This window comes from Bacteroidota bacterium (genome assembly GCA_041658205.1).
GTDB lineage: Bacteria > Bacteroidota > Ignavibacteria > UBA10030 > UBA8401 > UBA8401.
The window spans coordinates 805,004-817,702 of the sequence record JBBAAO010000001.1; the positions used below are offsets into that span (position 1 = coordinate 805,004).

The 12,699-nt window shown below is 42.0% G+C and carries 13 protein-coding genes; 8 read left to right on the forward strand and 5 right to left on the reverse strand.

From position 1 onward, the window contains the following. Genes WDA22_03325 through WDA22_03355 form a run of 7 tightly spaced genes read left to right on the forward strand, consistent with a single transcriptional unit; the run spans nucleotide 1 to nucleotide 6,354 of the window. Nucleotides 1–822 carry a Rossmann-like and DUF2520 domain-containing protein gene (locus WDA22_03325; GenBank protein ID MFA5832489.1) on the forward strand — a complete coding sequence of 274 codons (822 nt, stop codon included), beginning with the start codon at nucleotides 1–3 and terminating at the stop codon, nucleotides 820–822. Then, nucleotides 822–1,619 carry a histidinol-phosphatase HisJ gene (hisJ, locus tag WDA22_03330; GenBank protein ID MFA5832490.1) on the forward strand — a complete coding sequence of 266 codons (798 nt, stop codon included), beginning with the start codon at nucleotides 822–824 and terminating at the stop codon, nucleotides 1,617–1,619. The genes WDA22_03325 and hisJ overlap by 1 nt, the downstream gene beginning before the upstream one ends. Next, complete coding sequence (locus tag WDA22_03335) at nucleotides 1,619–2,074, forward strand: hypothetical protein (protein MFA5832491.1); 456 nt, start codon at nucleotides 1,619–1,621, stop codon at nucleotides 2,072–2,074. The genes hisJ and WDA22_03335 overlap by 1 nt, the downstream gene beginning before the upstream one ends. Continuing rightward, on the forward strand, nucleotides 2,074–3,495 hold the full coding sequence (locus WDA22_03340) for a glycine--tRNA ligase (GenBank protein MFA5832492.1): 1,422 nt from the start codon (nucleotides 2,074–2,076) through the stop codon (nucleotides 3,493–3,495). The genes WDA22_03335 and WDA22_03340 overlap by 1 nt, the downstream gene beginning before the upstream one ends. Then, nucleotides 3,492–4,451 carry a type II CAAX endopeptidase family protein gene (locus WDA22_03345; GenBank protein ID MFA5832493.1) on the forward strand — a complete coding sequence of 320 codons (960 nt, stop codon included), beginning with the start codon at nucleotides 3,492–3,494 and terminating at the stop codon, nucleotides 4,449–4,451. The genes WDA22_03340 and WDA22_03345 overlap by 4 nt, the downstream gene beginning before the upstream one ends. Beyond that, nucleotides 4,385–5,599 (forward strand): hypothetical protein, encoded by a 1,215-nt coding sequence (locus WDA22_03350; GenBank protein MFA5832494.1) that lies wholly within the window; start codon nucleotides 4,385–4,387, stop codon nucleotides 5,597–5,599. Before WDA22_03345 ends, WDA22_03350 begins: the two co-directional genes overlap by 67 nt. Further along, a complete protein-coding gene (locus WDA22_03355) occupies nucleotides 5,596–6,354 on the forward strand; it encodes a ZIP family metal transporter (GenBank protein ID MFA5832495.1) in 759 nt (252 codons plus the stop codon). The genes WDA22_03350 and WDA22_03355 overlap by 4 nt, the downstream gene beginning before the upstream one ends. A 73-nt stretch (nucleotides 6,355–6,427) precedes the next feature. On the opposite strand, the gene porQ is transcribed toward WDA22_03355, so the two are convergent. After that, entirely contained in the window at nucleotides 6,428–7,375 is a 948-nt protein-coding gene (gene porQ / locus WDA22_03360) for a type IX secretion system protein PorQ (GenBank protein MFA5832496.1), read from the reverse strand. A gap of 165 nt (nucleotides 7,376–7,540) precedes the next feature. Here porQ and WDA22_03365 point away from each other — a divergent pair, with 165 nt between their 5' ends. Continuing rightward, nucleotides 7,541–9,217: an Ig-like domain-containing protein gene (locus WDA22_03365; GenBank protein ID MFA5832497.1), complete on the forward strand. Its 1,677-nt coding sequence runs from the start codon at nucleotides 7,541–7,543 to the stop codon at nucleotides 9,215–9,217. A gap of 1 nt (nucleotide 9,218) precedes the next feature. On the opposite strand, the gene WDA22_03370 is transcribed toward WDA22_03365, so the two are convergent. From WDA22_03370 to WDA22_03385, 4 genes are read right to left on the reverse strand one after another with little or no spacing between them, the layout of a single operon-like run. After that, a complete protein-coding gene (locus WDA22_03370; protein MFA5832498.1) occupies nucleotides 9,219–9,749 on the reverse strand; it encodes an SPOR domain-containing protein in 531 nt (176 codons plus the stop codon). Between the two features lie 2 nt (nucleotides 9,750–9,751). Continuing rightward, complete coding sequence (locus WDA22_03375) at nucleotides 9,752–10,312, reverse strand: SPOR domain-containing protein (protein ID MFA5832499.1); 561 nt, start codon at nucleotides 10,310–10,312, stop codon at nucleotides 9,752–9,754. Then, nucleotides 10,278–11,159 (reverse strand): aldehyde dehydrogenase family protein, encoded by an 882-nt coding sequence (locus WDA22_03380; protein ID MFA5832500.1) that lies wholly within the window; start codon nucleotides 11,157–11,159, stop codon nucleotides 10,278–10,280. The genes WDA22_03375 and WDA22_03380 overlap by 35 nt, the downstream gene beginning before the upstream one ends. Nucleotides 11,160–11,174: 15 nt before the next feature. Beyond that, a complete protein-coding gene (locus WDA22_03385; GenBank protein ID MFA5832501.1) occupies nucleotides 11,175–12,659 on the reverse strand; it encodes an aldehyde dehydrogenase family protein in 1,485 nt (494 codons plus the stop codon). Between the last annotated feature and the right edge of the window lie 40 nt (nucleotides 12,660–12,699).

The following is a 12,699-nucleotide window of genomic DNA, read 5'->3' on the forward strand; positions in this document are numbered from 1 at the left end:
TTGAAAAATTATTCCATCATTGGTGCAGGGGCTGTTGGAAGATCAATAGCCCTTGCTTTGTTTTATAACGGGGAGAAGCCGAAAGCCGTATTCTCTGAATATGGGAAGTCTGCATCGGCATTGGCAAAAAAAGTAAAAACAGAAGTGTCCGGCACGGTTGAACAACTGCAGTTGATATCGGATCTGATTATTATTTCGGTTCCCGATGATAAAATGAGCGATGTGGTAACCCGTATTTCAGCTATGACGCAATCCTTGCGCGGGAAGACATTTCTCCATACATCTGGAGCATTAACAAGTGACATACTGCTCCCCTTGAAAAAAAAGGGGGCATCCATCGGTTCGTTTCATCCGCTGCAGACATTTGTTAAAAAGAATGAGCGTACTTCGCTGAAGAATATTTATTGCGCAATCGAAGGAGATTCAGCTGCGGTTACCGTGGCAAAGGTGCTCGCGCGAAAAATTGGGGCACAATATTTTTTAGTTTCAAAGAAAGACAAAACGCTGTATCATATTGCTGCAGTGTTTGCGTCGAATTATCAAGTAACACTTTTTTCCGTTGTTGAACAGATCGCAGCAATAATCAAAATGCCGAAAGCACAATTATGGAAAATATTCCAACCGTTAATTGATCAAACATTGGAAAATGTTTTTTCTTCTTCTCCGGCAAAAGCGTTAACAGGACCAATAGCGCGAAGCGATTATCAGACGATTACAAAACACTTAAAAACATTGGAATCATCCAAATCATTAGAACATTTAGTCCCCCTCTATTCCACACTGGGAATTGAAACGGCCAGACTAGCAAAACGAAAGAAATAATGCTCATCGATTACCATACCCATAATTATCTGTGTAAACACGCCACTGGTACACTTGAAGAATATGTTCAGCATGCCATTAACATTGGACTGGATGAAATTGGACTTTCAGATCATACACCGATGCCAGGCAACTGGGATCTTGCTGTTCGTATGGTTGAGGAACAATTTTGGAACGAATATGCACCGACCGTTCTTGAATTGCAGAAAAAATATAAGGATCAGATCACCATTAAATTTGCGCTGGAAGGGGATTTCCTTCCCGGCTCAGAACAATGGGTGAAAGAATTCAATGCAAAAAGTGATTTTGATTACGTTATTGGTTCCGTCCATTATCTGGATACGTGGGGATTTGATGATCCGCATTTTGTCGCCAATTATGATCTTAAAGATATTAATGAAATTTATACGCAATATTACGATCATATAAAGCGATCAGCGGAATGCGGAATGTTTGATATCATTGGGCATTGCGATCTTGTCAAAAAGTTCGGACATCGACCGACCAAGAATATGGAAGAGATTCTTCGCGAAACATTCAAAGTAGTGAAACAATCCGGGATGGCGGTGGAGATCAATACATCCGGACTGAGAAAACCGGTAAAAGAAATGTATCCGAGTGAATCCATTTTGAAAATTTTGTCCGAATGCGATATTCCTTTGACTCTTGGTTCCGATGCACATTCGCCGACGGATGTCGGACGGGATTTTGATCTTGCCAAAGTGTTAATCGAAAAATATGGAAAAGGAAAAGTTTCCATCTTTACAAAAAGAGTAAGAAGCGAAGCACGAATCTAATGGATAAACGAATATACATTATCGCCGCGCTTGCAACGCTTGGATTGATCCTTTCCTTTGTGCGAGAGACACAAAACGCGCAAAGCGATACATTTTCATTGATGCCTTCATCGACCAATCCAATATCCGGCGACAGAGTATATCGCATGGCCGATACAACGCTCCGTTCGTTTGGATTAAAAAAGGAGAACATCCGTCCGATCAAAAATCGGAACGATGTTCGTGTGTTTATACCGTCATCATTCGATCCGATCCTGTTCGTGCGGGCAATGAAAGATTCGCTGGAATCATTTGAAGCGCAGATTATTTCTTTTGAAAATGCAAAAGAGAAGACCTCGATTGTTCAAATTAAAAATAAAGAAGTGATTTTAAAAAGTTTTATCTTTAGTAAAGAACCAGTTACTGTTGTAAAGAAAGGAGTTTCATCATCGCTGCCAAAGAAGCAAACTCGGTAATGGAAAAGATCGTGTCGCTTGCAAAGCGCCGCGGATTTGTTTTCCAATCAAGTGAAATTTACGGAGGACTCAACGGATGCTGGGACTACGGTCCATTGGGCGTTGAACTCTTAAACAATCTTAAGCAGTCTTGGTGGAGATCAATGACCTTTCGCGACGATGTGGAAGGTGTTGATGCATCCATCTTGATGCATCCGAAAGTGTGGGAAGCGTCCGGTCACGTTGCAAATTTCACTGATCCTATGGTGGACTGCAAACAGTGTAAAGCGAGGTACCGCGTTGATGTTCTGATGGATGAGCTGAACACGAAGAAGAAGAAAGATATTCTGCGCGAGATGTTTCCGGGTGAATTTGAGGGACAACAGCCAGATGAGAAGATTGTCAGTGAATTTACATCACGTATAGCAAATGATGCTGCCGTCGCCAAGGCAATTACATTAACCGCTTGTCCGAATTGCGGCAATAAAGGGACGTTTACCGAAGCACGTCAATTCAATTTGATGTTTAAGACATTCGTTGGTCCGGTAGAAGATACAAACAATGTTGTCTACCTTCGTCCCGAAACGGCGCAGGGGATTTTTGTGAATTTCTTAAATGTGCAAAGTGCTTCCCGTCAAAAACTTCCGTTTGGTATCGCTCAAATTGGAAAAGCATTCAGAAACGAGATCAACACAAAGAATTTTCTATTCCGAACACGCGAATTTGAGCAGATGGAGATGCAATATTTTGTGAAACCGGGAGAAGAGGATAAATATTTTGAATATTGGCGTGAAGAACGGATGAAATGGTTTTTGGATCTCGGTATGAAAGCCGAAAATCTGCAATGGCATAAACATGAAAAACTTGCTCACTATGCCAAGGCGGCGTTTGATATCGAATTTAAATTTCCCTTTGGATGGGGAGAAATTGAAGGAATTCACAGCCGGACAAACTTTGACCTTTCGCAGCATGAACAATTTTCCGGCAAAGCATTAAAATATTACGATGAACAATCGAAAGAAAAGTTTGTTCCCTTTGTGATTGAAACATCCGTCGGAGCGAGCCGTTCGTTCATGGCATTTCTTTGTGCATCTTATGATGAGGAAATGGTCGAAGGGGAAATGCGGACAGTACTTCATCTTCATCCCAAACTTGCCCCAATGAAAGCGGCAATTCTTCCTTTAGTGAACAGAGATGGAATGGATGATATTGCCCGCAATCTGACGAAAGAACTGCAAAAATATTTCCGTGTGTTCTATGATGACAGCGGTGCAATCGGACGCCGTTACCGACGGCAGGATGAGATCGGAACGCCGTATTGCTTTACAGTTGATTCGCAATCATTGGTGGATCAAACAGTGACGGTACGTGAACGAGATTCTATGAAACAGGAGAGAATTGCAATGGACGGTGTCCGCAATTATTTATTGGAGAGGATATGAAAGTTTTTCTCAAAAATATCTTTGTCAATGCTGAACTGGATTATCCTCGCGCGGGATGGAGGATCGGTATTTTCCTGTTGATTGCGACTGCATGCAACACCGTTATTACTGCTCCCATCATGGCATTGGTGAAACAATTTCCTGAATTGCCGATACAAACCGTTGGCGCCTATATTTTTTATGGAACAACTACGTTGGCGGTATGGTTGATGCTTCACTTTGTCGATAAGCGTCCGTTTATTTCTATCGGTCTTAGGGTGAAAGCCCATGCTGGGAAGGAGTTGTTTCAAGGAATAGTATTTGGTTCCGGAATGATGTCAGTTATTTTTGCAATCGAATATGCGACCGGAATGGTGTATATCGAATTTCGTGATATCTCCATGCAGCAAGGTTTTGTGATTTTTATGAACAGCGTTTTTCTGTATGTGATTGTCGGATACGGTGAAGAATTTTTGTTCCGTGGTTATATGTTTCAGACATTTGTTGAAGGATCGAACAAGATTATTGCGACGCTTTCAATATCACTTCTTTTTGCCATAGCACATAGCAAGAATCCAAATGTTTCTACGTTTGGTCTGATCAATGTTGGGTTAGCAGGAATATGGTTATCGCTTGCATATTTTAAGACGCAAGCATTATGGCTTCCTATTGGACTGCATATTTCATGGAATTTCTTTCAAGGATTTGTGTATTCCTTTCCTGTCAGTGGAACAACATCAGAACGGGAACAGATTGGGAAAGCTATTGTTAATGGTCCGGATTGGTTAACAGGGGGAACGTTTGGGCCCGAAGGTGGAGCTCTTGCTACATTGGTGCTCATCATAGGAATGCTGATGATCTATTACTGGAGTTGGATCTCACCCGCTGAAGGACTGTGGAGTCTTGAGCAGTGGCGCGAAGAACGAAAACAACGACGTGCAACAGCGACGTCAGAACCGGTCGAAATTCAACAGTGATGATTGTGCTGCGATCTTTCCTCTTTTTTATTCTCCTCTCATCCATTTCACTATCCCAATGGATCACGTCTCCAGAATTTGATGGTCAGGCGCAGCGTGGTATTAATGCAGTCTATAATTTCGAATTTGAGAAAGCGGAAGTAGAATTTTCTTTGCTTGCAAAAAATTATCCAACACATCCGGCCGGAAAGTTCTTTCTGGCAATGATCGATTGGTGGAAAATCTTAATGACGATCGATGATGAATCGAACGATGGGATGTTTATTCGTAAAATGGATGATGTGATTGGACTTTGTGACAGTCTGTTGGATATAAACGAGAATGATGTGAGCGCTTTGTTCTTTAAAGGAGGCGCACTGGGGTTTCAAGGTCGGCTCCGTGCGAACCGCAGTAGTTGGATTAAAGCAGCAAATGACGGCAGACTTGCACTTCCCATCGTTCAAAGGGCATACAAGATTGCTCCGGATAATTACGATATTCTTTTGGGAATCGGTATCTATAACTATTATGCTTCGACAATTCCGGAAAAATATCCTATTGTCAAACCTGTGATGATTTTCTTTCCAACGGGAGATAAACAAAAAGGAATTGATCAGCTTACCAAAGCTTCCGAAAAAGCAAAATTCGCTTCCTTTGAAGCAAAATACTTTTTGCTGCAACTCAGTTATAACTATGAACAACAGTATGAAAAGGCATTCGAATTGTCGACCGCTTTATTGAAGCAGTTCCCAAACAATGTTATCTTTCACCGTTATGTGGGGAGAAGTACCTATTCATTGTCAAAATACGGCGAGGCACAAGCTGCATTTGCTGAAATATTGAAACGATGCGAGAACGGCCAACGCGGATATTCGGACTTTGCCAAACGGGAAGCGATGTATTATCTTGGGATGATCGCAATGAACATGAGGAACTTCGATCAAGCATTGAAATATTTTTATCAATGCGATGAAATTAGCAGAGGACTGGACAAGGAAGAGACCTCCGCGTTTATGACAATGACCAATCTCCGCATTGGTATGATCTATGATGTGCAAAAGAAACGAAATTATGCTATTATGCAGTATCAAAAAGTACAACGCTTGAAAAAATTTGAAAACTCCTACGAGTTGGCGGAAGCGTATTTAAAGAAACCATATGTTCAATGAATAACTTAACTATCTATATCATTCTTGCGGGATTGGTTGCCGGCGGTGCTGAAATTCTCGGAGGAGCTTTTGTTGCCTGGAAAAGAGACCTTTCGAAAAGGATTCAGGAAAATTTAATTGCACTCGGTGCTGGTTTTTTACTAGCACTTGTGATGATCGATCTTCTTCCGGAAAGTATTGAGAACATAGGTACATCGGCTCCTCTTTGGATGTTGTTTGGGTTTAGTGTCATCCATTTTGTGGAGCATACAGTAGTGAAACATTTGCATTTTGGTGAAGAGACACATTCCCATGTGATGGTCTCGAAAATTGCAAGTACATCTGCTTTTTGGGGATTGTTCATTCACGCATTCTTTGACGGTCTGGCCATCTCTTCAGGAATGTATTACAATCTACCCCTTGGTATTTTAATCTTTATTGCAATCCTGCTCCATAAATTTCCGGAAGGACTGACAATTGCATCGATTATGCTTGCATCGAATCAATCTCGAAAGACTGCGGTCAAGGCAACTGCCGGAATTGCGGCCGGGACGATGATTGGTGTGTTCATGATTTTTTTTCTGCAAAACGTTGATCTGAAAATTACCGGATATGCTTTTGCTTTTTCAGCGGGAGCAGCGTTGTACGTAAGCGCAAGCGATCTTATTCCCGAAATCAATCGTTCCGATAATCGAGTACTTTCAATTGTAGTGTTTGTCGGGATGGTGATGTATTATGCGAGCGGAGTATTTTTGAAGGGAATAATCGGACATTGATCGATTAGTGAAGTAAAAATAAAAAATCCCTCGTGAAAGCGAAGGATTTTTTTTAGTGACACAGTTATTGTTGTTATACATCCAATCCAAGTGTAATTCGGCTGATGCTTCCAATCTCGCCATACGAATTAAAACTGTAATCGAGTCGGAGGTTCCTCAGGACAAGGCCGCCTCCTAATGAGAATCCTGCCATCCCTGCTGAAGTACCGATCTTTAATTCTTTTCGTCGTTCATTATTATATCCGAAGCGGAAGCGAAGTGCCTTACTCAATGTAAATTCACCACCAACGGTAAAGGATGTGAATTTATCAAGAAATGTATCTCGTTCTTCGTTGAGTTTATTGAAGTTGACGTTCAATTGAAGAGGTAAGTGCTGTGGCTTAATCGTTCCGCCGATTTTGATCTCTAACGGAAGCGGTTCAATGGTAGAACCATATGCATCTATTTGGGTGCCGATGTTCATGATAGATAATCCTAATGAAATAGGATCTTCGCCGGGAATGAGATACATCAGACCGAGATCTACGGCAAGTGCTGAGGAATTTGCATCGGCGATAGAGGAATAAATATATTTTCCTGTTACTCCATAGTAGAGATTTTCTTCGAAAAGATTGGCGAGACTAAGTGATAATGCCATATCTCCAGCATTAAAAGCTCCTGTCTCAATCCCTTGATCATTTCTTCCTACAAAGGAACCATAATTGACATAATTTACTCCAACACCCATCACACCTATATCTTGAATCTCCTGAGTATAAGCGGCAAAACCTGCTTTAATATCCAATACGTGACTTGTGTATCCAATCGACGCCAGCGGTTGCAGGGAATTTCCGATAGTTGCGGGATTATAAAATAGTCCAGAAGGATCACCATATAACGAAACAACACTGCCGGCCATTGCCGAGGCTCTAGCACTAACATCATTTTGAAGGAATTGGTACGTTGGCCGTTCTCCGGCGTTGAGAATTGTTGAACATTGAAAAATTGTGGTGATGATGATAATGAAGATCGGTCGCTTCATTGTTCCTCCGAAATGCGGTGATCGTTGAACATTTAGTTATAAAGATCAATCGTTGAAAAATATTTTATAGCAAATGTATCAATCAATCATTGCCACAATGTAATTATCTCTACCATAAAATTCAATGTTTTTATCTCATGGGAAATATTCATATAATTGAATTATATGAAACACAGTTATCATTTTTTCTTTTTCCTTTTATTGATTGCCGGATGCGCAGGGCAGCGTCCGCCGGAAGGTGGCCCTGTGGATTCAATTCCACCCGAGATTATCTCCGTTTATCCATCACCTTCAACAGTAAATTATTCAGAAAATAAGATTATTATTGAGTTTAGTGAATATGTCGACCGACGATCAGCGGAAGAGGCTGTTTTTATTTCGCCAAACATTGAAGATAAAGAATTTGATTGGAGCGGGACGGAACTGGAGATTACCATCAACGAACAGCTTCGAAGCAACACCACGTATGTTGTTACGATTGGAACGGATGTCGTGGATATTCGCGCTTCAAACAGAATGGCAAAGGCGTTCTCCGTAGCTTTTTCGACAGGAAATACGATAGATAATGGAACCCTTGCAGGGAAAGTGTTTGATGAAAAGCCCGAAGGGGTGATGATTTTTTCATATCGATTAAATACGATCAAACCGGATACCTTAAATCCTGCCAGATCAAAACCGGATTATCTTACGCAGACAGGCAAGGGCGGGAATTTTCAGCTAACCAATCTTGCATCTGGTAATTATCGACTATTTGCGATACGCGATGAGTTCAGGAATTTATTGTATGATCCTGAAACTGATGCAGCAGGAACCACGGATGATGTTACATTAACTTTAACAGACACCTTGTTCAAGGGAATTCAATTCACTCTTGCAAAAGAAGATACGACACCCCCTCGAATAACATCTGTGATCGCTTCCGATAACCGACATATCTTAGTTCAGTTCAGCGAAGAACTGGATTCATCATCCGTACATCAGAACAGTTTTACTGTTACCGATACCTTATATCAGAATACTCTTCCAATTCAACATTATTTTCTCAATAACTCGGAATACAATAACTTCACATTAGTGACGGAAAAACAAAAAGTTGATGAACGATATGTGGTAAAGGTAAATGGGGTGAAGGATAAAAGAGGATTTGTGATCAATCCGGCGGCAGATGCAAAGCAATTCTCCGGATCATCGATCAACGATACGATTCCTCCGATAATGATGCACTCATCGCTGCAAGAATCATCGGCTAAAATATTTCCAGATGGCAAGATCGATTTCCAATTCAACGATATTCTTCTTCTCCCGTTGGCTGATACAGCGGTTGGGATGAAGCGCCAAAAAGACAGCTCTTCTCAGACAATTTCATTAGCAAACAAATCTCCCATCAGTATATCGATCATTCCAAATTCTCCTTTGAACATTGGTGAACAGTATCAACTCTTGTTCAAATGGAATGCGATTAGAGATCTTTTTGAAAATCATTTGAAAGACAGTGTCAGCACCGTTAATTTTTCTGTTGTGGATCCTGAAAATGCCGGCAGTATTGAAGGGATCTTTGCAGGATTCGGAGGCCAGTCAAATATTATTACAGCAAAGAATGTGAATGATCTGAAGCAAAAGGAACTTAAGACGAAAACATCCTCATCCGGAAAATTTGTCTTTAACCGATTGCCTGAAGGGCGATATGCATTAAAAGCATTCGATGATCGCAATGGTAATCTACAGCACGATGCCGGTATTGTCTTTCCGTTGACCCGGGCAGAACATTTCACATTGTATCATGACACCATTCGCGTCAGGCCACGCTGGCCGATTGATGGTGTTATCTTCAAAACAAAATAACCTACCGATGTACGGATGAGCTGTCAATTGGGGTTGGCTGCGGAGGTTTTGGCAGTTGATTTCTGATGATGCGGTCCGGAACAATCCACGCTTTTTTATATCCCTGCGTATGAAACTGATCGAGCAGCCGTTTTGCCTCAGACCGGTTTGAAAAATCCCCGACACGGATTTTATACGTCGGTGATTCGAATACGAGATACATCCATAGATCAGGGAACAATTGAGCAGCAGCATTTCGTGTAACATTTGCTTCATCATAATTATTTGTTGCCAGCAGCTGCACCCTGAAGCCCTGGAGTGTTTCCGGAGGAGCCGATGTGAGCTGATCAATTGCCCTGCCATAGATTTTGGAACTGTCACTTTTTTTATACAGATATACTTCAGTATCGTAGAACGAAGGTTTAAAAGAGCGCTCAAACGTGCTCAGTTGTTCTTTCCGTGGCATGGATGAAGAATCTTTTTCCGTTGAGGCTTGTCCGAACAGAAGGGAAGAAAGTGATGTGAGGCAAAAAATGGTTCTTACAGTGGTCATGCTTATTTAGTCCAATACGATATCCAAAGACCGGGGTAATCCTTTGGATATTCTTTGTTCATTTTATTCATGAATTTTTCCGCAAACGCTTTTGTTGAGAATGTTCCTACGCAGACACGTGTTAAATTGATCGTACTATCAAACAAAATTCGGACAGGAAGTTTAAACCGTTTGGTCAATTCTGTCTGATGGCGCTGAACGTTACTGTTCAACCGAAATGCACCGACTTCAACGGTATAAAATTTCTTTGGGGCGGAAGCTTTTACAGAAATGGAAGATGCTGTAGATCCTTGCCGTTTTTTCTGCTGAACATCTACTGTATCTGCTTGGACGGAAAAGCGTTGCGTGGGGGATTTTTGTTTCTTATGAACAGGTGGTGTAGTATCCTGTTGAACAGGCTGCGCAACGATTGTCGTATCGGTTGCTTCCATTTCGGTAACAATGTCATCTTCCATTGTTTCTTCGGGGGAAGAACAACTCTGCAAGAATCCTGTGACAAAGCAGGCAACAACGATATGGATGATGATCCTAATATTTTGCTCCTGCTGTTCCAATATTCTCAATAGGGTGCCATGTCGTCTTCACCTCTTGAAGATCGATGATCAAATATGGATGTTCATTCTCCGGTTTCGACCAGTCCTTATTCCAAAAGTACGTCCGTTTTACATTGAGAGCAGAATTTTGTGCGACTGCTTTCATTTCATTTTCATTCTGCCGGCAGTATACGACTGCATTGACATCCATGTGATTCGAAAAATGCGCATGCAATTCTTCACTCGTTCCGGTAAGGATATTGACTACTCCGCCCGGTACATCCGAAGTGGCAAGAACTTCGCCAAAGGTGATGGAGCAGAGCGGTTTGCTATTGGATGCGAGAACGACACATGTATTCCCACCGGCGATACAAGGAGCAACGACAGAGACTAATCCGAGCAGTGAAGTTTCTTCCGGTGCAATGATAGCGACAACGCCAGTCGGTTCAGGAACAGAAAAATTAAAGTGAGAAGAGGCAACGGGATTCACTGTTCCGAACAATTGCTGATATTTATCGCACCAGCCGCTAAAATAGACAATGCGGTCAATTGCCGTTGAAACTTCGGATTGCGCCGATGCTTTTGTACTTCCCTGGATGATCAATTCCTGAATAAATTGATCCTTTCGTCCTTCCAATATTTCAGCAATGCGGTAAAGAATCTGGCCGCGATTGAACGCCGCGCGCGATGACCATCCGCCAAAAGCGCCCCGTGCTGCCACAACAGCATTCCGAAAATCTTTTCGCGAGGAGAGACTTACATTCGCGATCGGTTCTTTCTTCTTATTGGTCAGCGGATAATATCTGCCGCTTTCCGTTCGGGGGAATTGTCCTCCGATATAAATTTTGTACGTCTTTAAAACTTCAATTCGAGACATTGTCGTAATCCACAATTATAATCGTATATAGGGAAGAAGGCCGTGTAATCCGCCTTCACGGCCGAATCCGCTTTCTTTGTATCCGCCAAAAGGAGAAGTCGGGTCGAACTTGTTATAGGTGTTTGCCCAGACTACACCGGCGCGCATTTTTGTTGTAAGATTAAAAATCTTCGATCCTTTATCAGTCCAAACACCGGCTGAAAGTCCGTACGGAATATTATTTGCCTTTTCGATCGCTTCTTCCACTGTGCGGAATGTTTGCACGGCAAGTACCGGTCCAAAAATCTCTTCTTGTACTAGTCTATGAGACTGTGATGTGTTCAGGAATAATGTCGGTTTGCAGAAAAATCCTTTACTGGGAAGAGTGCAGGAGCTTTGATATAGTTCAGCACCTTCATTAATTCCTATCTTGATGTACTCTTGGATTTTCAACAATTGTTCTTTGGAATTGATTGCGCCGATGTCGGTGTTCTTATCCATCGGATCACCGACGATAAGTGTTTCCATTCGATCCTTCAATTTCCTGATGACAATTTCTGCAACACCTTCTTGCACAAGAAGACGAGAGCCTGCACAACAGACATGTCCTTGATTGAAAAAGATGCCATTAACAATTCCTTCAACCGCTTGATCGATAGGAGCATCGTCAAAAACGATATTCGCTGCTTTTCCACCGAGTTCCAATGTTACTCTTTTTGAAGTTCCGGCAATCGCCTTTTGGATAATCTTACCGACATCGGTGCTTCCGGTAAATGCAACCTTGTTCACTTTCGGATGGTTGACAATGGCCGCTCCGGTTTTTCCGAATCCCGTGACAATATTAACAACACCATCCGGTAAGCCACTTTCAGCGATGATCTCTGCAAGTTTTAATGCAGTCAGCGAAGTAGATTCCGCTGGTTTAAGAACAACGGTGTTTCCGGTGGCAAGCGCCGGTGCAATTTTCCAAGCGGCCATGAGGAGCGGAAAATTCCAAGGAATAATCTGTCCCGCAACTCCTAACGATTGTGGAGTGCGATTTGGGAAAGCATAATCCAATTTGTCCGCCCAGCCAGCATAATAAAAGAAATGATTAGCCGCGAGCGGAATATCAATATCACGTGACTCACGGATCGGTTTGCCGCCGTCCATCGTTTCAATGACGGCCAATTCACGGGCACGTTCCTGGATCATTCGTGCGATGCGATAAATATATTTTGCCCGGTCCTTCCCCGGCATCTTCTTCCATACATTGGTATATGCTTTTGCGGCCGCATTCACCGCAAGATCAACATCCTGCTCATCTGCTTCAGCTATCTGTGCAATTTTTTGTTCTGTGGCTGGATTGATCGTATCGAAATACTTTTTACTTTTCGGCTGTACAAATTTCCCATTGATAAAAAGACCATACTGTTCCTTCAGATGGATATGATCTTTACTTTCAGGAGCCGGAGCATATTTCCAATCGCCGAAGAATTTCAACGATGTACCGGTCGATTCGGAAGTTTTTGTTTTGTTCATAAAAGTTCTCTTAAATTGAAATAGTTCAGTTCAGCGAAAA